Here is a 19,848-nt window from a genome sequence, read left to right on the forward strand (position 1 = left end):
AACGGGAACACAGGTAGAACATTGCTCCAACACAGGCGCGATGGAGGGGCCGATGCTGACCCGGAAACAGCTGGAACTCTTGGATTTCATCAAGACGCGGATGGATGCCGATGGCGTCCCCCCATCCTTCGACGAAATGAAAGAGGCGCTTGATCTGCGCTCCAAGTCCGGCATCCACCGCCTGATCACCGCGCTCGAAGAACGTGGTTTCATCCGCCGTCTCGCCCACCGCGCCCGCGCGCTGGAAATCGTCAAACTGCCCGAGGCGATGGAAAAACCCGGCTTCAAACCCCGTGTTATCGAAGGGGCAAAGGTCGAACCGCCCCGCGCGGCCATCCCGGTTGAAGCGGTGCATGCCCTTGAACTGCCGGTCATGGGCCGGATCGCGGCCGGTGTGCCCATTGAAGCAATTGCCGAAATCTCCCACCACATCGCCGTGCCGGGGTCCATGCTGTCGGGCCGCGGCCATCACTACGCGCTGGAGGTAAAGGGGGATTCCATGATCGACGCGGGGATCAATGATGGTGACATCGTGGTGATCCGCGAACAATCCACCGCCGAAAATGGTGATATCGTTGTCGCGCTGGTGGAAGAACATGAGGCGACGCTGAAACGCTTCCGCCGCCGTGGGTCCATGATCGCGCTTGAGGCAGCGAACCCTGCCTATGAAACCCGCGTTTTTCCTGACCATGCCGTTCGCGTGCAAGGCCGCCTTGTCGGATTGATCCGGACCTATTGACCGGCTGCCAACAGACGCGCGGGGTCCTCTATCCCCCCGCGCGACCACGGACGATTGCCGCTATGCGTTGCGGTCACGCGCAGCCCGCCCCCCGCCGCCGCAATGGCAAGCGTGCCACTTCGGCCCAGCCGTTCTGGCGTCACGATCAGGCAGTCGCCCTTCGGCAAGGGCATCTCTTCCATCAGCACCAGCAGCGCAAAAAGGCGGCAGGCCTCTGTCGCATCGCCCCCTTCGCGCAGGATGACCCCGCGTCGCCCCCCGATGGCAAAGACGCGCCCCAAGGGCCCCTCGGCAAAACCGCCCCGCGCCGCAGCCGCTGCCTGCCCGGCCAGATCGCCGTCATTCTCCAACCAATTGCGAAGCAGAAACCCCTGCCCCCGCGCGGCTGACAGCGCCCGCCCCTCCGGCCCCAGAACACCCACCGCAGCGTCGCCGCCAATCAACACGTCCGGCCGTCCCCCCTGCCCCCACAGCGCCAAGGCCACCACCACCGGCACCGCCCCGGCCCATCGCGCCCGCCCCTGCCACAGGCACAGCCAGCACAGGCCCAAGGTCAGCATGGGCAGCATCACGGCAGGCGGGGCAGGTATCCCCGTCACCGCCCCTTCCAGCCGCGCCACCTCATGCGCGACAAACAGTATCCAGCGGCATCCCATCTCCAGCACCCAAAAGGCCAAAGGGGCCAGCCCAAGGGGCCAAAGCAGCGCCGCCATTACCCCCGCCGGCATGATCATCGCCCCCATCACAGGCCCGGTCAGAAGATTGGCAATCAGCCCGTAATCCGTGAACCGGTTGAAATGCGCAGCGGCATAGGGCGCGGTCGCGAGCCCCCCCAGAAGCGATGACAGGAACAGCGTCGCCACAAACTGCGCCGCACGAGGCCACTTCCGCCGCGCCATCCGGTCCGTCCACCACCCGAACCCAAGGATCAGCGCGATGGTGGCAGCAAAGCTCATCTGAAAACCGGGGGAAAGGATCGCCTCGGGCTGCCAGAGCAGGATCACCGTCCCCGCAATCCCCACCGATCGCAGCGTCACGGCCCGTCGGTCCATCATGACCGCCCCCAGCATCACAGCCACCATGATGAAGGCCCGCTCCGTCGCAACATTCGCCCCGGACAAAAGCAGGTAGAAGAACGCCACCCCAAAGGCCGCCACCGCCGCGATCTTTTTGGTATTCACCCGCAGCGCGACCGGCGGGATCAAGGCAAGACCAAAGCGCAGCAGGGCAAAGACAAAAGCCGTTATGAAGGCCATGTTCATCCCCGAAATCGCCAGAAGATGCGCCAGTGACGAATCCCGCAGCGCCGCCACCGCCTCGACCGATAGGCCAGACCGGTCTCCCGTCATCACCCCGGCGGCAAAGGCCCCTGCATCGCCCGGAATCGCCGCCTGTATGGCGCCCGACAGCGCCGCCCGCAGCCGCCCGATCTGGGCCTCGCCCGGCCCCGCAGCCTGCCACAGCAGAAGGGGATGGCGGGTATAGCCCACCGCGCCCAGACCATCGAAAAAGGCATCAAGGCGAAAGTCAAAGGCCCCCGGCTCTACCGGCCCCGGCGGCGGGGACAGGAAGGCCGTGACCATCACCACCTCGCCCGGTTGCGGTGCATGGGCCGACAGATCACCCTGCAAGGACAGGCGAACCCGCGCGGGCGTTTCCTCGGCCGGCATCTCCGCCATCCAGACCTCATCCAGCGTGATCCGCAATGCCCCGGCCTGTGACCGATCAATCAGCACGACACGGCCCGTGACCGGACCATAAACCTCTCGCTCAAGGATCGGGGCGGACACCACGGCCACGCGCAGCCCGCACATGACAAAACCCAGAAAGCACGCCGCCACAAAGATCGGCACTGGCCGCCAGGGCGGCCAACGCCAGGCGATCAGGGCCAGAAGCACTATCCCTGCCAAAAGGGCTGCATGGACAGCCAGCCCCGGTTCCCGCGTCTGTCCGAACCAGATCCCGATCCCACAACCCAAGCCCACCGGAAAGAAGGGCAGCAACCGCCCGCGCTGGCGGGCCAGCGCCTCTGCCATCCCGCCAAAGAGGACCGCCACCCCGCGCACCTTGTTTCCCGCCCCGCATTTGCCTAGACAGGCGCCTGACCCTAGACCCGACCGGTTTCCGAAAGGTTAACACCTCCATGAGCGACGCCTCCTCCGCCGCCCGCCCCGGCCAAGCGCCGGTCGTCACCCGTTTCGCGCCCTCGCCCACCGGCTATCTGCATATCGGCGGTGGGCGCACCGCCCTTTTCAACTGGCTTTACGCCCGTGGCCGTGGCGGCAAGTTCCTCTTGCGGATCGAAGACACAGACCGCGAACGGTCCACCCCAGAGGCGACGGCGGCCATCCTGCAAGGCCTGCGCTGGCTGGGCCTTGATTGGGATGGCGAGGCGGTCAGCCAATTCGCCCGCAAGGATCGTCATGCCGAAGTCGCGCATGAAATGCTCGCTCGGGGCACCGCCTATAAATGCTTCTCGACGCAAGAAGAGATTGCCGCCTTCCGCGCAGAACAAGAGGCGAAGGGTGTCTCCTACGCCGTTTTCCAAAGCCCGTGGCGCGATGCCGATCCCGCCACCCATCCGAAGGGGGTCCACTATGCCATCCGGATGCGCGCGCCCCGCGAGGGTGAAACCATCGTCGAAGATGCCGTTCAGGGAACCGTGCGCTTTCGCAATGACCAGTTGGATGACATGATCGTGCTCCGTTCCGACGGAACCCCAACCTATATGCTCGCCGTCGTGGTGGATGACCACGACATGGGCGTGACCCATGTCATCCGGGGCGACGATCACCTGAACAACGCCGCCCGCCAGCAGATGGTCTATGATGCGATGGGCTGGACGATTCCCGTTTGGGCGCATATCCCGCTGATCCACGGGCCGGATGGCAAAAAACTGTCCAAACGCCACGGCGCCACGGCCGTGGGCGACTATCAGCTTCAGGGCTACCCGGCGGCAGGCATGCGCAATTACCTGTCGCGCCTTGGCTGGGCGCATGGCGATGCGGAATTCTTCACGTCTGCGCAGGCGATGGAATGGTTCGATCTGCCCGGAATCGGCCGCTCGCCCGCCCGGCTCGATTTCAAAAAGCTGGAAAACATCTGCGGTCAACACATCGCTGCCAGCGATGATGCTGCGCTGCTGCATGAAATCGAGGCATTCCTCGCCGCCACAGGCCGCGACGCCTTGACCGCCGCACAACGCGACCTCCTGTCGCGCGCACTTTATTGCGTCAAGGATCGGGCGAAGACTTTCCCCGAACTCCTTGAAAAGGCGCATTTCGCCCTGACATCGCGGCCCATTTCGCCGGATGCTGCGGCAGCCCCGGCGCTTGATACGGTATCCCGTGGTATACTGAAATCGTTGACGCCGCGCCTGCAAACTGCTAGCTGGACGAAAGAGGGTCTAGAGCCGATCCTGACCGAAACTGCCACGGCCCATGGCATCGGATTTGGCAAACTGGCCGCCCCGCTGCGTGCCGCCCTTGCCGGGCGCAGTGTGACACCAAGTGTTTACGACATGATGCTTGTCATTGGTCGTGACGAAACGATTGCGCGGCTTGAGGATGCCGCGGGCTAAGGCCCGATCCTCGCAAGGCCGCATCGCTGCACCACGCCGCGGGATTTCCCACGGCAAGAACGAGGGATGTTGAGAGATGGCCGAAACCAAGAAATCCGCCACGCTGACGCTGGATGGCAAGACCTATGACCTTCCGGTCCACTCGCCCACCCTTGGCCCGGATGTCCTTGATATCCGCAAACTCTATGCCGAGGCGGATGTCTTCACCTTCGACCCCGGCTTCACCTCCACCGCCGCCTGTGAAAGCGCGATCACCTATATCGATGGCGATGCGGGCGAGCTTCTGCATCGCGGCTATCCCATCGAACAACTGGCCGAGAAATCGTCCTATCTCGAAGTCTGCTACCTCCTGCTTTACGGGGAACTGCCGACCGCCGCGCAGCTGGCCGATTTCAAGGGCCGCGTGACCCGCCACACGATGGTGCATGAACAGATGCACTACTTCTTCCGCGGTTTCCGTCGGGACAGCCACCCGATGGCCACCATGGTGGGCGTCGTGGGCGCGATGTCGGCCTTCTATCACGACTCGCTCGACATCAACGACCCGTGGCAGCGCGAGGTGGCCGCGATCCGCATGATCGCCAAGCTGCCGACCATCGCCGCCATGGCCTATAAGTATTCGATCGGCCAGCCCTTCGTTTATCCGAAGAACAGCCTCGATTACGCGGGCAACTTCCTGCACATGTGCTTCTCTGTCCCGGCCGAGGAATATGTGGTCGATCCGGTCCTGTCCAAGGCGATGGACCGCATCATGATGCTGCATGCCGATCACGAACAGAACGCCTCCACCTCTACCGTGCGTCTGGCGGGGTCTTCGGGCGCGAACCCCTTCGCCTGCATCGCGGCGGGCATCGCCTGCCTTTGGGGACCAGCGCATGGCGGAGCGAACCAGGCCTGCCTTGAAATGCTGCGCGAGATTGGGACCGTTGACCGCATCCCCGAATATATCGCCCGCGCCAAGGACAAGGATGATCCTTTCCGCCTGATGGGCTTTGGCCACCGCGTCTACAAGAATTTCGACCCGCGCGCCAAGGTGATGAAGGAATCCGCCGATGAGGTGCTGGGCCTGATGGGGATCGAAAACAACCCCACCCTTCAGGTCGCCAAGGAGTTGGAACGTATCGCGCTGGAGGATGAATATTTCGTTTCGAAGAAGCTCTATCCCAACGTGGACTTCTATTCCGGCATCATCCTCGATGCGATGGGCTTCCCCACCTCGATGTTCACGCCGATCTTCGCGCTGTCGCGCACGGTTGGCTGGATTTCGCAGTGGAAAGAGATGATCGGCGAAAAGAACCAGAAGATCGGCCGCCCGCGCCAGCTTTATGTCGGGCAGACGAAGCGCGACTACGTCGACCTGAAGCACCGCTAAGTGATCAGAAATTTTGCAAGCACGGCGGCCACTTGGCCGCCGTTCTTCATTCTGCGTCCTGCAACCACTGCCAGACACGCTGGGGCGAAAAGGGCATGTCCACCCGCCCCACGCCGCGCAGGGCAAGCGCATCGCGCACCGCATTCGAAACCGCACCAAGCGCCCCGACCGTGCCCGCTTCACCGCAGCCCTTCATCCCGAAGGGGTTCAGGATCGACGGCACGGGTTCCGAGGTGAAACCGATAAAGGGCAGGTCATCCGCCCGCGGCATGGCGTAATCCATGAAGCTTGCCGTCAAAAGCTGCCCCGCCTCATCATGCACGGCATTTTCCATCACCGCCTGACCGAACCCCTGCGCCACCCCGCCATGCACCTGTCCGATGGCCAGTTCCGGCGCGATCAGCGTGCCGAAATCATCCACGACGGTGTAGCGGTCCAGCCGCACCTCCCCTGTCTCGGGGTCGATCTCCACCTCGGCCAGATGCGCGCCGTTGGGAAAGGACCGCCCCTCAAGCGTGATCGTTGCCGCCTTGTCGCAAAGATCGTCCCGCCCCTTCGCACGTGCCATCTCGGCGGCCTCTGCCAAGGTGAAGCGCAGGTTCGATCCCGGCGCGCCAAAGGAAAGGTCGTCAAAGCGCATGCCCTCAACCCCCGTCTCTTCGGCCAAGAACGCCTCGAACCCCGCCACCATCTGTATCACCGTCGCGCGAGTCGCCGTGCCCTGAACCGTCACCGACCGCGACCCACCCGTGCCACCGCCCGTGGGGATGGCATCGCTGTCGCCCTGCACCACGCGGATCAGGTCCACATCAATCCCCGTCATCCCCGAAAGCATCCGGGCATAAACAGTCTCATGCCCCTGCCCGTTGGATTGCGTGCCCACATAAAGCGTCGCCCCGCCATCCGCATCCAGCACCACACGCGCGGTTTCCGACGGATCGCCAAGGATCGACTCGATATAAGTGGCCAGACCCAATCCGCGCAGCAGGCCTTTCTCCGCGCTCGCCTGCCGCCGTTCAGCAAAGCCCGCCACATCCCCCTCAAGCTCGGCCCGCGCCAGCACACGGGGGAAATCGCCCACGTCGATCACCTGCCCCGTCACTGTCCTATAGGGGAAGGCGCGGATGAAGTTGCGCCGCCGCAACTCGAACGGATCGGCGCCTAGAACCCGCGCTGCCTCATCCATCACCCGTTCGATGGTCAGAATCGCCTCAGGCCGCCCCGCCCCGCGATAGGCATCGACGGGGGCGGTGTTGGTAAAGACACCCAGGGTGTTCTGCCAAGCGTTCGGGATATCATAGACCCCGGTCAGAACCTTGGAAAACAGTTCCGATTGAATGGGTTGCCCGAATTGCGAACTATATGCCCCAAGGTTCGACAGCACCGTCACCCGATAGCCGGTAATCTTCAGCCCCGCGTCGAACCCCATCTCCGCCCGCGCGATCAGGTCGCGCCCGGCATTATCCGAAAGCATCCCCTCGCCACGTTCCGCCATCCAGCGCACGGGGCGGCCCAGCATCCGCGCCGCCTGCGCGATCACCACATATTCGGGATAGGTCATGGCCTTCATCCCGAAACCGCCGCCGACATCGGGGTTCGTGACCCGCACCGCCGCCTCGTCCAAGCCGAGCATCCGCGCCAATTCGCGCTTCTGGGTCCAGACGCCTTGCCCGTTTACGGCCAGATGCAGGCGGCCCTCATCCCATGTGGCCCAAGCCCCGCGCGGCTCCAGTGGGTTCACGATCACCCGGTTGTGGATCACCTCAAGCCGGACGACATGCGCCGAAGAGGCCAGCGCCGCCGCCGTCTCTCCCTCGCGCCCTATGCCATAATCAAAGGCAAGGTTCCCCGCCGCCTCTGGGTGGATCGCCGCCCCACCGGGTTCCAGCGATAGGGAAACCGGCAGTTCATCAATCTCCACCTCGATCAATTCTGCCGCATCCCGCGCCTGATCCAGCGTTTCGGCCACGACCATGGCGATCGCCTCACCCACGAACCTTACCCGCCCCTCGGCCAGCACGGGGCGCGCAGGCCCCGCCCCCTTGCTGCCGTCGCGATTGGTCACGCGGGAAAAACGCATCCCCGTCTGCACGCCCGCTTGATGCAGGTCCTCCGCCGTCAGAACCAGATGCACCCCCGGCACATCCCGCGCCGCCGCCGCGTCCAGCGCCGTGATCACCCCATGCGCCCGGTCAGACCGCAAAAACCACGCACGCAGTGCATTTTCCGGTGCGATATCATCAACATAGCGCCCCGCCCCAGTCAGGAAACGAACATCTTCCACCCGTCGGGCGGGTTGTGATTGGCCGAATTTCATGCGGGGATTCCTTTCGCGTCTTGCGCGAAAAACTACGCCCCCGGCGGGGAATGTCCAGCCGGGGGCGCAGGTTAATGATCCGTTAACAGGTGATCAGACCTTCAGCGACAGAACCGTTGCCAGCGCCAATTCGCCAAAGCCGTTAAAGCGGGTGTTGGTGACCGTGGAATAGGCCCCCATCCCCTGCACGATCACGTAATCGCCTTCCGCGATATCCGACGGCAGCGGCACTTCACCCGGCAGACGGTCCACCGAGTCGCAGGTCGGGCCAAAGACGATGCGCGGCAGGGGCGCACCCATGCGCTTTTCACCCTCGGGCGACAGAACCTCCACCCGGTCGATCACCCCGATCAGAGGAAGCTCGGTCAGGCTGCCATAGACGCCATCGTTCAGGAACACATGCGTATCATCGCGCAGCGCCTTGACGCGAGCCGCCAGCGTGAAGGCATCGCCGCACAAGCCCCGCCCCGGTTCGCAGATCAGCATCGGGCGGGCGGCACCAAACGCCTCGGTCGCCACGCGGTCGATCAGATCAAAGGTCGCCTCCAGCTGCGGCACCACGCCCATCAGGCGGTGCGACGGGAAGCCACCGCCGACATTCAGCCGCGCGATGGTCACACCCGCATCCTGCGCGATCTGCGCGGCGGTGCGGATATAGGCCTCCCATGCGGCGGGATCGGTGCATTGCGTACCCGGATGGAAGGTGATCGACGGGATGAAACCCGCCTCCGCCACTCGGCGCAGCAGATCGGTCGCCAGTTCCGCCGTCGCCCCGAATTTCGCCCCGAAATTATAGGCCGCGCCCGCCACCGGCAGCTTGAACCGGACCGAGATTTCGCTGTCCGCAGCCGGGACGTGGGCGATCAGCTTTTCCAGTTCCGACCGCGAATCGACGGACCAGGATTTCACGCCCTTTTCCACCGCATGGGCAATCTCGGCCAGCGAACGGACGGGGTTGTTGTAATGGATGGCCGCATCAGGCGCGAGGCGGCGGATCAGGTCGATTTCAAAGGGTGAGGCGCAGTCATAGCCGCGCACCCCTGCAGCGGCGAGGTTTTCGACCACTTCTTCGCCCGGGTTCGACTTCACCGCATAGGTCACCATGCCGGGGAAGCCATCAATGAACCGCCGCGCCGCGGCCTGCAGGGCCGAGGGCGAGAAAAACAGCACCGGATGCTCCGGCTGCTGGTTGCGGAGGAATTCGGTCGGATTGGTCCAGATCGTTTTGGACAGTCCCATCGGCGTGATCCTTTCTGCCAACAAGACGCAAGCCCTCCCCGTTGCATGTTCACGGGACGGCAAGGCACCTGCGCGGTTTTTCCAACCAGGCCAGGTGCGTATGAGCCGCCCTTTTCCTGCAACTGAGGATGCGGCATATGGGGCACAAACTCACCGGACAAAACTGTATAAATGTAGCGAAACGTCGTTATAATGACGAAAAGATCGGGCAAAATGCATGGACGAACTGGATCGCAACATCATCGGGCTTTTGGGGGCGGATGCCCGTATGTCGGTGGCCACTCTATCGCGGCGACTAAAGGTTGCGCGATCCACCATTCAGGCGCGGCTAGAGCGTTTGGAAACCACCGGGGTCATCGCTGGCTATACCCTGAAACTGGGCGAAGGGGCGCGTCAGGGGCGGTTGCGGGCGTCGGTTCTGCTGACGATCGAACCCCGCGCTCAGGCGGGAATCCTGCAACGCCTGAAGTCGATTGCCGAGGTGGAGCGGGTCTTCACCACCTCTGGCCGCTTTGATCTGCTGTTGCAAATCGCCTGCCCCAATACGCAGGTTCTGGATCAGGTGTTGGACCAGATCGGCACGATCACCGGGGTGAAATCCTCCGAAAGCCTGATCCATCTTTCCACCCGTCTGGACCGGGCGGTTTAGCCTGCATCGGCTGTGCCCTGTTTTGTGCCGCCTTCTGTGCCGCAAACTGTGGGCACGCAGCGGGCGGGATGTTGATCCGTCCTTAACCCGCGGCTGACTGGGGCAGCGCGCGCCGCAGGATGCCTGCGATCATCGCCTCGCGCGCTGCATCGGGCAGGGTCCGCAACGCATCCAGCCGCCCCGCCGCCATCAGATCGGCCAGACCATGCGCCATGGCCCAGACCGCCGCCTCATCCGCCGTGCTGCCACCGCCCGCTGCCATCACCTGATCGACCAGATGCTGATGCGCCGCCCCCGCCGCCTGCCCCAGATCGGCATCACGGAAATCGGGCCTCTCGGATTGCCAGAGCAGACGGAACAGCGCGGGCCGTGTCATGGCGAAATCGACATAGCCAAGCCCCGCCGCCACCAGTTGCGCGTCGGGCTCTGGCCCGGCCACCGCCTCGCGCGCGGCCTGCGCCGCAAGGAATTGGCGGAAACCTTCCGCCGCCAAGGCCGTCAGCAACCCCTGCACATCGCCAAAATGATGTGCGGGCGCGGCATGGCTGACCCCGGCCCGCTTGGCCACCTGCCGCAGCGAAAACCCCTCCATTCCCCGGTCGGCCAATTCATCCTCGGCCGCCGCCAGAAGGGCCGCGCGCAGATCGCCATGATGATAGCGCCGCGTCGCTGCAGGATCGGCAGGGGCTGGGCGCAGCTTGGGCGGAAGATCGGTCATAATCCCCGGCATATCCCCCAATCTTGTCACTGGCAAGATTTTCCTTGACAGGCGCCGGTGCAGCCATATCCTGACAGTGTCAAGATTAGGAGCCCACGATGCCCACCGATCCCCATGTCCTTTTCGCCGCATCCGGGCCGCTGGCCATGTTGGGATGGCTGGCACTGGCGCTTTCGCCCCTCGCCCCCCGCGCGGCGCAGATCGTGGCGGGGCTGGCCATCCCGGCCATCCTGTCGGTCGCCTATGCCGCGCTGATCCTTGTGCATTGGGCCGATGCGCCGGGCGGGTTCGGGTCGCTGGCCGATGTGATGGCGCTTTTCACCGATCCGCCCGTCGCGCTGGCGGGTTGGCTGCATTACCTCGCCTTTGATTTGCTGATCGGCGCATGGATTGCCCGCACCGCGCAGGCGACGGGCATCCCCCACCTGCTGATCCTGCCCTGCCTTGCGCTGACCTTCCTCTTTGGTCCTGCAGGCTTTCTTGCCTTTCTCATCCTCCGCGCGGCCTTCACGGCCCGCGCCCGCATGATTGGAACACCCCAATGACAATCGCACTTGCCAGCCCCGCCCTGCCCGATCTGCGCCGCCTCTGGACGGATGCGCCCGCCCTGACGCTGCTTGCGCTGATCCTCACGCTTGGCCTGATCCCGCTTTATGCCGCCATGGCGCTGGACCTGCGGGACTTCCACGGCAACAGCCCTTGGCTGAAGCCTGTGAAATTTCACTATGCGCTGGCAATCTACGCGATCACCCTTGCCTTCTTTGCCCGCTTCATGCCCGCCGCGACACGCCAAAGCCGCCTCTGGCGCTGGTTCACCGGGGCGGTTGTCTTTGCCATCGTGGCGGAATGCCTCTGGCTTTGGGGCGCGGCCAGCCTGAACACGGCGGCGCATTTCAACACCGATCACCCGATCTTTGCCGCCGTCTATAGCCTGATGGGGGCCTTTGCCGTGCTGTTGACATCGGCAAGCCTTGCCATGGGCCTTTCCATCTGGCGCAACAGGGCGACCGGCCTGCCCGAAGGCCTCCGGCTGTCCATCGCGCTTGGCCTGATCCTGACCTTTGTGCTCACGGTCATCACGGCGGGCTATCTGTCCGCCCAACCCGGCCATTTCGTGGGCACGCCCGTGACCGGGGCCGCGCTGCCCATACTTGGCTGGTCGCGCGAGGTGGGCGATCTGCGCGTGGCGCATTTCCTTGCGACCCACGCGCTGCATGGCCTGCCGATCTGGGGTCTGATCGCAACCCGCATGGGCGATGCGCGGGGGGCGGTGACGCTGGTCTGGGGCGGTGCTGCGGCATATGCGGCGCTTGTCACGGCGACCTTTATCCAAGCCTTGAACGGCCTGCCCCTGATCTGACCCCACGCACGGACATCTGCCGCTTTCCCTCGCCCCCGTCGCGCGCTAGAACCCCCGCGACAGTCAGGGATGCATGCGATGCCGATGGAAAAGACCTTCAACGCCGCCGAGGCCGAGGCGCGGATTTCCGCCAAATGGATCGAGGAAAAGGCCTTCCGCGCCGGGGCAAATGCCAAGCCGGGCGCGGAAAGCTTTTGCGTCATGATCCCGCCGCCCAATGTGACGGGGTCGCTGCATATGGGCCACGCCTTCAACAACACGCTGCAGGATATCCTGACGCGCTGGCACCGGATGCGCGGGCATGACACGCTGTGGCAGCCGGGAACGGATCACGCGGGTATCGCCACCCAGATGGTCACGGAACGCGAGATGGCGGCGAAGGGCGAACCCACGCGCCGCGACATGGGGCGCGACGCCTTTACCGCCCGTGTCTGGCAGCAAAAGCAAAAATCCCGCGGCACGATCATCGGCCAGTTGCAGCGCCTTGGCTGCTCCTGCGACTGGGACCGCGAGGCCTTTACCATGTCGGGTGCCCCGAATGCGCCTGCGGGCGAAGAGGGTAATTTCCACGACGCCGTGATCCGCGTCTTTGTCGATCTTTACAACAAGGGGTTCATCTATCGCGGCAAGCGGCTGGTGAACTGGGACCCGCATTTCGAAACCGCGATCTCTGACCTTGAGGTGGAGAATATCGAGGTGGACGGCCATATGTGGCATTTCAAATACCCGCTCGCCGGGGGGGCCACCTATCGCTATGTCGAAAAGGATGCCGACGGCAACGTGGTGCTGGATGAGGAGCGCGACTACATCTCTATCGCCACGACGCGACCTGAAACCATGCTGGGCGATGGCGCGGTGGCGGTGCATCCGTCGGACGAACGCTATGCTGCCATCGTCGGCAAGCTCTGCGAGATCCCGGTGGGGCCAAAGGAACACCGCCGCCTGATCCCGATCATCGCGGATGAATATCCCGACCCCACCTTTGGCTCCGGTGCGGTAAAGATCACGGGCGCGCATGATTTCAACGATTATGGCGTGGCCAAGCGCGGCGGCATCCCTTGCTATCGCCTGATGGACACCCGCGCGCGCCTGCGCGACGACGGTGTGGCTTACGCCGAGGCGGCCTCGATCGCGCAGGCCGTGGCGCGCGGCGAACAGGTTCTGTCCGAGACCGAGGCCGATGCCCTGAACCTCGTCCCCGATCACCTGCGCGGGCTTGATCGGTTCGAGGCGAGAAAGCGCGTGGTCGAAGAAATCACCGCCGAAGGTCTGGCCGTGATGACCCGCGCCGATGACGCCCGTCTGGGCAAGGCGGCCCTGAAAAAGGATGCCGAAGGGGCCGATGCCCCCGTGCCGCTGGTCGAGGCGAAGAAGATCATGCAGCCCTTCGGGGATCGTTCGAAAACTGTAATCGAGCCCATGCTTACGGACCAATGGTTCGTCGATACTGTTCGAATTGTGCAACCCGCGCTGGACGCCGTCCGCAACGGAACGGTCAAGATCATCCCCGAAAGCGGCGAGCGGACCTATTACCACTGGCTGGACAATATCGAACCGTGGTGCATCTCGCGCCAGCTGTGGTGGGGCCATCAGATCCCGGTCTGGTATGACGCGGAAGGCAACCATTTCTGCGCCCCGACCGAGGCCGAGGCGCAGGCCATGGCCCCCGGCAAGGCCCTGACCCGCGACCCCGACGTGCTGGACACCTGGTTCTCGTCTGGCCTCTGGCCCATCGGGACGCTGGGCTGGCCAGAGGAAACGGATGCGTTGAAGCGCTATTTCCCGACCTCTGTCCTGATCACGGGACAAGACATCCTCTTCTTCTGGGTCGCCCGGATGATGATGATGCAGCTTGCCGTGGTGAATGAGGTGCCATTCAAGACGGTCTACCTGCATGGCCTCGTGCGCGATGCCAAGGGCAAGAAGATGTCCAAATCCTTGGGCAATGTCATCGACCCGCTGGAAATCATCGACGAATACGGTGCCGATGCGCTGCGCTTCACCAATGCGGCCATGGCAAGCCTTGGGGGCGTGCTGAAACTCGACACCCAGCGGATCGCGGGCTATCGCAATTTCGGCACCAAACTCTGGAATGCCTGTCGCTTTGCCGAAATGAACGGGGTCTGGGAGGGCCACGCCACCCAAACCGCCACCCCCAAGGCCACCGCCACTGCCAACAGCTGGATCATCGGCGAAACCATCCGCACGCTGGCCGAGGTGGATGACGCCCTGACCGACTATCGCTTTGATCAGGCGGCGGATGCGCTTTACCGCTTTGTCTGGGGCAAGGTCTGCGACTGGTATGTGGAATTCGCCAAACCTCTTTTCGATGGCGATGCTGCGGCCGAAACCCGTGCCACCATGGCTTGGGTCCTCGACCACTGCATGATCCTGCTGCATCCGATGATGCCCTTCCTCACAGAGGAACTCTGGGCCACCACCGGCAGCCGCGCCAAGATGCTGGTCCATACCGATTGGCCTACGGCCGACCTGTCGCTGGCCGACCCCGCCGCCGACCGCGAAATGGGTTGGGTCACAACTCTGATCGATGAGATCCGCTCTGCCCGCGCCCAGATGCATGTGCCCGTGGGCCTTAAGGTCGATCTGGTCGCAACCACGCTGTCGGACGAGGCGCGGCAGGCTTGGGCGCGAAATGAGATGCTGATCAAACGCCTTGCGCGCGTGGAAACACTGACCGAGGCCGCTACCACGCCGAAGGGCAGCGTCTCGCTCGCCCTCGAAGGTGCGGCCTTTGCCCTGCCCTTGGAAGGCATCATCGACATCGCCGAAGAAAAGGCGCGACTGTCCAAGACGCTTGACAAGCTGTCCAAGGAAATTGGCGGGCTGAAGGGGCGGCTGAACAACCCCGCCTTCGTTGCTTCCGCCCCCGAAGAGGTGGTGGATGAGGCCCGCGCAAACCTGGCCGCGCGCGAGGACGAGGCAGCAAAGCTGGACGCCGCCCTGAAACGTCTGGCCGAGATCGGCTAAGATTTTCTGTCGAAAGATATCCTGCGGGGGAAGCCCCCCGCAGGGAGGGGCAAGGGGGCGCGCAGCCCCCTTTTCCTTGGCTGCCCCAAGCGCGATAGTGGCAGGAAAGGAGATGGCCCATGTCTTGGCTTTCCCGCCTCGCCGAACGCCAGATGCAGAAGGCCCGCCTGAAGGGCGATCTTCAGGGGTTGGAAGGCGAAGGCAAACCCCTGCCCGACCGTCCGGGTGACGCCTTTATCAGCGCAGGCGATGCCATGGGCTTCCGCATCATGGCAGAGGCGGGCGTCCTGCCCGAAGAGATCGTGCTGAAGAAAGAGGCCGCTCGCCTGCGGGAAACGCTCGCCCAAGAGGCGGACCCCGGTCGCCGCATGGCGATTCAGGCCGAATTGGCGCAGGTCGAGATGCGGCAGGCCATGGCCGAAGAGGCCCGCCGCCGTTTCCTGCGCGACTGATCCTTGCCTGTCCCAAGCCCAAGAATTTTCTCGAAAATTCTTGGGCGAAATGACCCGAAGAATTTTCGTATGAAAATTCTTCGGGTTTCGGGGGGCAAGAATTTTCGGATGAAAATTCTTGCCCCCTTGCACTCCCCCACGCGGCTTGCTTCCCTGCGCCGCATGACCGGACCTCGTCTTACCTCCCTAGCCGAAAGCCTGCCTTCCACGGTGCCCTTTGTCGGGCCCGAAACGCAGGAACGCAGCCTTGGCCGCCCCTTCCGCGCACGCCTTGGCGCGAATGAAAGCCGATTTGGCCCCTCGCCCCGTGCGGTGGCCGCCATGGCCGCCGCCGCGCAGGACGCCTGGATGTATGGCGATCCTGAAATGGCTGACCTGCGCGCGGCCATCGCCGCCCATCACGCGGTGACGCCCGCGCATGTGATGGTCGGCGAAGGGATTGACGGGCTTCTGGGCACGCTGGTCCGCCTTGTCGCAGGGCCCGGGGATGCCGTCGTTACCTCGCTCGGTGCCTATCCGACCTTTGCCTTCCATGTGGCGGGTTTTGGGGCCGATCTTCATCGCGTGCCCTATCGCGGCGATCACGAAGACCCGGAGGCGCTTCTCGACAGGGCCCGTGCCACCGGGGCGCGGCTTCTCTACCTTGCCAATCCTGACAATCCGATGGGCAGCTGGCATGACGGCACGGTGATTGAGGCGATGATCAACGCCTTGCCCCAAGGCGCGCTTCTGGTGCTGGACGAGGCCTATATCGATCTGGCCCCTGCCAGCGCCACCCCCCGCATCGTGGCCGACGATCCCCGCGTGATCCGCATGCGCACCTTTTCCAAAGGCTACGGGCTTGCCGGGCTGCGGGTGGGCTATGCCTTGGCCGCGCCTGACCTGATCCGCGCATTCGACAAGGTGCGCAACCATTTCGGCATGGGGCGCATCGCGCAGGCCGGGGCCATGGCGGCACTGGCCGATCAGGCCTATCTGGGGCAGGTGCAGGCGCAGGTTGCCACCGCGCGCGACCGCATCGCCGCCATCGCCGCCGCCAATGGCCTCTCCGCCCTGCCCTCGGCCACCAATTTCGTCACCGTGGATTGCGGCCGCGACGGGGCCTTTGCCCGTGGCGTGCTGTCCGCCTGCATCGACCGGGGTCTTTTCATCCGCATGCCGGGGGTTGCCCCCCTTGACCGCTGCATCCGCATCAGCGCGGGGCAGCCCGGCGATCTTGACGTGCTGGAAGAGGTGTTGCCGCAGGCCCTAAACGCCGCCGCGCGCGGCTAAGCCTCACTCGGCCCGGAGCGACGGGGCAAGCCCCGGTGCAGGCTCTATGGCGGGGCCAAGCCGGGGCGTCGGGGCCTCGGTCGGAACGGCGGCCACGACCGGGCGCAGCCCACCATCTTCGACCACGGCCACCGCGCCCATGGTCCGGCGAAAGATCAGCACCGTCTGCTCCACCACCCGCGTCTTGGTGAAACCCACCCGCTCTTCCGTGGGCAGCGTTTCGGATCGCACATATTCCCAACCGTCCCGGCCCAATTCATTCATCAGATTGGACAGGGTCAGCGCAAAGCGGTCTTCAGTCGTCTTCGCCTCGCGCGATTTGGTGCCGCGGCGGGGGGCGGGGATGACCTTATATTCATGACGCGACATCAGGCGGGCTCCGGTCGGTTGCGGGGGCGAAAATAGCGGGGGCGGGCAGGTCTTTGAAGGGGGCGCGCGGCGCGGGCGGGCTTTCCCGCCGACCGCGCGCGCCTCACAGGCCCAGCTTCGCGGCCACCATCTGGTTCACGACCGCAGGATTGGCCTTGCCCCCCGTGGCCTTCAGAACCTGCCCAGTGAACCATCCAGCAAGCTTGGCATTGACCTTGGCCTTTTCCACCTGTTCGGGGTTCGCCGCGATCAGGGCATCCAGCGCACGTTCGATCTCGCCCGTATCGGTCACCTGCTTCATGCCGTGTTTGGCGGCCACCTCGGCCGGATCGCCACCTTCGTTCCACAGGATCTCGAACAGGTCCTTGGCCATCTTGGTGGTGATCTCGCCCGATGCGATCAGGTCCAGCACGCCGCCGATCTGCGCCGCCGAGAGCGGGCTCTCCGCCACGCCCTTGCCTTCCTTGTTCAGCCGACCGAACAACTCGTTGATGATCCAGTTCGCCGCCTGCTTTCCATCGCGGCCCTTGGCAACCGATTCAAAGAAGGCCGCGTTGTCCAACTCTGCCGTCAACACATTGGCATCGTAATCCGTCAGGCCGAAATCGGCCATGAAGCGCGCCTTCTTGGCATCCGGCAACTCTGGCATCGAGGCTGCGATGTCATCGACCCAAGCCTGCTCGATCTCCAAGGGCAGCAGGTCCGGGCAGGGGAAATAGCGGTAATCATGCGCCTCTTCCTTGCTGCGCATCGACCGCGTCTCACCCTTGTCGGGATCGTAAAGGCGGGTTTCCTGATCGACCTTGCCGCCATCCTCCAGAATGGCGATCTGACGCCGCGCCTCATATTCGATGGCTGCCTGAATGAAGCGGAGCGAGTTCATGTTCTTGATCTCGCATCGCGTGCCGAGATGCGAAAAATCCTGCGTCGCCTGATAAAGTTCGTAATCGCCCGGACGGCAGACCGACACGTTCACATCGGCCCGCAGGTTGCCGTTCTGCATATTGCCGTCGCAGGTGCCAAGATAGCGCAGGATCTGGCGCAGCTTGGCCACATAGGCCGCCGCTTCCTCAGGCCCGCGGATATCGGGGCGGCTGACGATCTCCATCAGGGCGACGCCCGTGCGGTTGAAATCCACGAAGGACATGTTGGGGTCCATGTCATGGATCGACTTGCCCGCATCCTGTTCCAGATGGATGCGTTCGATGCGCACGCGCCGCGCGATGCCGGGGCCCATTTCGACGATCACCTCGCCCTCACCCACGATCGGGTGGTAGAGCTGGCTGATCTGATAGCCCTGCGGCAGATCGGGGTAGAAATAGTTCTTGCGGTCAAAGGCCGATCGCAGATTGATCTGCGCCTTCAGGCCCAGCCCCGACCGCACCGCCTGTTCCACGCAAAATTCGTTGATCACGGGCAGCATGCCGGGCATCGCCGCATCGACGAAAGACACGTTGGAATTCGGCTCTGCCCCCACCGCTGTCGATGCGCCCGAGAACAGCTTTGCCTCAGACGCGACCTGCGCATGGATTTCCATGCCAATCACAAGTTCCCAATCGCCAGTTGCCCCGGCGATAACCTTGGGTTTCGGGGCCTCGGTATGGATGTCGAGCATGGGCTGCCGTCCTGTTTCAGGTTCGACGGCATCTCTAGGGCGTCACGCGCGACGCTTCAAGTCGCCTTGGATGCAGAACCGGGCCTAGATCTCTGCCCTCGGCCGCGCTGCACGACCGAGGCCGGCACCGGAGAGCCCGATACGGACCGCAGGGTCGGCACAAGCGCGATGATCAGGATGATTGGCAAGAGCAACAGGAACAAAAGCCTGTTGAACAAACGAACAAGCAGGTCGGCCGTGACCGACTGGGCAAGCATACGCGACATGGCAGTGTCACACCTTTTAACTTGGCCCGGCGCAGCAGCGCGCCAAAGCCTTTACACCGAGAGGCAAAATTCGCGCCGAATTGTGGCAATTTCTAGGCAGCGTCGCCGCCATACACCCGAAGAAAGCGGATTTCCGCCCATGATCTGTGGAAACAATCCGTTTCCGTGGACAGGTCCGGCGGCGCTTGGTCAAAGGCACAGGTCGCGCATGGGGGCGCGTCGCTGCCGTTTGGTTGCCTATGTCACGTTTCTTTGCCATGTCCGGCCGGGGTTTTGCCGCGCTTTTCCTTGCTGCGATCTCGCTCTCGGCCTGTGTGATGCCAGAGGGGAAGACCAGCCTCTCCACCAGCGGCCACACCCCTCCGATGCAATGGGATGTCCGGCCTGAGGGGCGCGATTGGACCCGCGACACGCTGGCCGCGCTGCAAGAACATGACGCGATGCTGGCCGAAACCATCCCGTCCGACGTGGAAACATGGTGCCCCGGCTATGCCGAAGCCTCGCTTGAAGATCGCCGCGCCTTTTGGGCGGGGCTGATGTCGGCGGTGGCGCGGTATGAATCGACATGGAACCCGCAGGCCTCGGGGGGCGGGGGGCGCTATATCGGGATCATGCAAATTTCGCCCATATCCGCCGATTACCATCAATGTGAGGCCGATACCGTGGCCGAGTTGAAGGATGGCTCAGGCAATCTGGAATGCGCCGCGCGGATGATGGCCAAGGCCGTGGCGCGTGACGGTCTGGTGGTGGGCGGCGGCAATAGAGGCATCGGGCGCGACTGGATGCCCTTCCGCAGCGCCGAGAAACGCACCGCCATGGCCGCATGGACCCGCGCGCAGCCCTATTGCCAAGGGCAAGGCGGCGGCCTGTTCGCCCCCCAGCAAAGCCCAACCCTGTCAACCAAGGGCTGAC

The 19,848-nt window shown here is 64.0% G+C and carries 16 protein-coding genes; 10 read left to right on the forward strand and 6 right to left on the reverse strand.

The genetic code is table 11. The annotated features are described in order from the left end of the window. Positions 1–52: 52 nt before the first annotated feature. On the forward strand, positions 53–739 hold the full coding sequence (lexA, locus tag QF092_RS05370; RefSeq protein ID WP_281468342.1) for a transcriptional repressor LexA: 687 nt from the start codon (positions 53–55) through the stop codon (positions 737–739). On the opposite strand, the gene QF092_RS05375 is transcribed toward lexA, so the two are convergent. Continuing rightward, entirely contained in the window at positions 733–2,796 is a 2,064-nt protein-coding gene (locus tag QF092_RS05375; protein ID WP_281468343.1) for a ComEC/Rec2 family competence protein, read from the reverse strand. The genes lexA and QF092_RS05375 overlap by 7 nt on opposite strands. 86 nt (positions 2,797–2,882) lie before the next feature. Between QF092_RS05375 and gltX the strand changes: the two genes are divergently transcribed. Together gltX and gltA are read left to right on the forward strand one after the other, a co-directional pair. Next, positions 2,883–4,319, forward strand: a complete 1,437-nt coding sequence (gltX, locus tag QF092_RS05380; protein WP_281468345.1) for a glutamate--tRNA ligase — start codon at positions 2,883–2,885, stop codon at positions 4,317–4,319. A gap of 76 nt (positions 4,320–4,395) precedes the next feature. After that, entirely contained in the window at positions 4,396–5,691 is a 1,296-nt protein-coding gene (gltA, locus tag QF092_RS05385; RefSeq protein ID WP_281468347.1) for a citrate synthase, read from the forward strand. Positions 5,692–5,737: 46 nt separating this feature from the next. Here the strand turns inward: gltA and QF092_RS05390 are convergent, their stop codons facing one another. Both QF092_RS05390 and QF092_RS05395 read right to left on the reverse strand, forming a co-directional pair. Then, positions 5,738–8,008 carry a xanthine dehydrogenase family protein molybdopterin-binding subunit gene (locus tag QF092_RS05390; protein ID WP_281468349.1) on the reverse strand — a complete coding sequence of 757 codons (2,271 nt, stop codon included), beginning with the start codon at positions 8,006–8,008 and terminating at the stop codon, positions 5,738–5,740. Positions 8,009–8,101: 93 nt separating this feature from the next. Then, positions 8,102–9,247, reverse strand: coding sequence for a type III PLP-dependent enzyme (locus tag QF092_RS05395; RefSeq protein WP_281468351.1), 1,146 nt, complete (start codon positions 9,245–9,247; stop codon positions 8,102–8,104). A 217-nt stretch (positions 9,248–9,464) separates the two neighbouring features. Here QF092_RS05395 and QF092_RS05400 point away from each other — a divergent pair, with 217 nt between their 5' ends. After that, entirely contained in the window at positions 9,465–9,896 is a 432-nt protein-coding gene (locus QF092_RS05400; protein WP_281468353.1) for an Lrp/AsnC ligand binding domain-containing protein, read from the forward strand. 82 nt (positions 9,897–9,978) lie between these two features. Here the strand turns inward: QF092_RS05400 and QF092_RS05405 are convergent, their stop codons facing one another. Next, on the reverse strand, positions 9,979–10,614 hold the full coding sequence (locus tag QF092_RS05405; protein ID WP_281468355.1) for a TetR/AcrR family transcriptional regulator: 636 nt from the start codon (positions 10,612–10,614) through the stop codon (positions 9,979–9,981). Positions 10,615–10,712: 98 nt separating this feature from the next. Between QF092_RS05405 and QF092_RS05410 the strand changes: the two genes are divergently transcribed. From QF092_RS05410 to QF092_RS05430, 5 genes are all read left to right on the forward strand, one after another. Next, on the forward strand, positions 10,713–11,159 hold the full coding sequence (locus tag QF092_RS05410; RefSeq protein ID WP_281468357.1) for an ABA4-like family protein: 447 nt from the start codon (positions 10,713–10,715) through the stop codon (positions 11,157–11,159). Next, the gene (locus QF092_RS05415; protein ID WP_281468359.1) at positions 11,156–11,974 is read left to right on the forward strand and encodes a hypothetical protein; all 819 of its coding nucleotides are present in this window, start codon (positions 11,156–11,158) and stop codon (positions 11,972–11,974) included. Before QF092_RS05410 ends, QF092_RS05415 begins: the two co-directional genes overlap by 4 nt. Positions 11,975–12,052: 78 nt before the next feature. Further along, positions 12,053–14,962, forward strand: a complete 2,910-nt coding sequence (locus QF092_RS05420; RefSeq protein WP_281468361.1) for a valine--tRNA ligase — start codon at positions 12,053–12,055, stop codon at positions 14,960–14,962. Positions 14,963–15,081: 119 nt separating this feature from the next. Further along, the gene (locus QF092_RS05425; RefSeq protein ID WP_281468363.1) at positions 15,082–15,414 is read left to right on the forward strand and encodes a DnaJ family domain-containing protein; all 333 of its coding nucleotides are present in this window, start codon (positions 15,082–15,084) and stop codon (positions 15,412–15,414) included. Between the two features lie 162 nt (positions 15,415–15,576). Then, a complete protein-coding gene (locus QF092_RS05430; protein ID WP_281468365.1) occupies positions 15,577–16,686 on the forward strand; it encodes a pyridoxal phosphate-dependent aminotransferase in 1,110 nt (369 codons plus the stop codon). 3 nt (positions 16,687–16,689) lie between these two features. Here the strand turns inward: QF092_RS05430 and QF092_RS05435 are convergent, their stop codons facing one another. Both QF092_RS05435 and gatB read right to left on the reverse strand, forming a co-directional pair. Beyond that, entirely contained in the window at positions 16,690–17,055 is a 366-nt protein-coding gene (locus tag QF092_RS05435; RefSeq protein WP_281468367.1) for a DUF4177 domain-containing protein, read from the reverse strand. A gap of 103 nt (positions 17,056–17,158) precedes the next feature. Then, positions 17,159–18,670 (reverse strand): Asp-tRNA(Asn)/Glu-tRNA(Gln) amidotransferase subunit GatB, encoded by a 1,512-nt coding sequence (gene gatB, locus QF092_RS05440; RefSeq protein ID WP_281468369.1) that lies wholly within the window; start codon positions 18,668–18,670, stop codon positions 17,159–17,161. A gap of 505 nt (positions 18,671–19,175) precedes the next feature. Between gatB and QF092_RS05445 the strand changes: the two genes are divergently transcribed. After that, entirely contained in the window at positions 19,176–19,847 is a 672-nt protein-coding gene (locus QF092_RS05445; RefSeq protein ID WP_281468371.1) for a transglycosylase SLT domain-containing protein, read from the forward strand. The last annotated feature ends 1 nt before the right edge of the window (position 19,848 follow it).

The sequence above is a fragment of the Fuscovulum ytuae genome (assembly GCF_029953595.1).
GTDB classification, from domain to species: Bacteria; Pseudomonadota; Alphaproteobacteria; order Rhodobacterales; family Rhodobacteraceae; genus Paragemmobacter; species Paragemmobacter ytuae.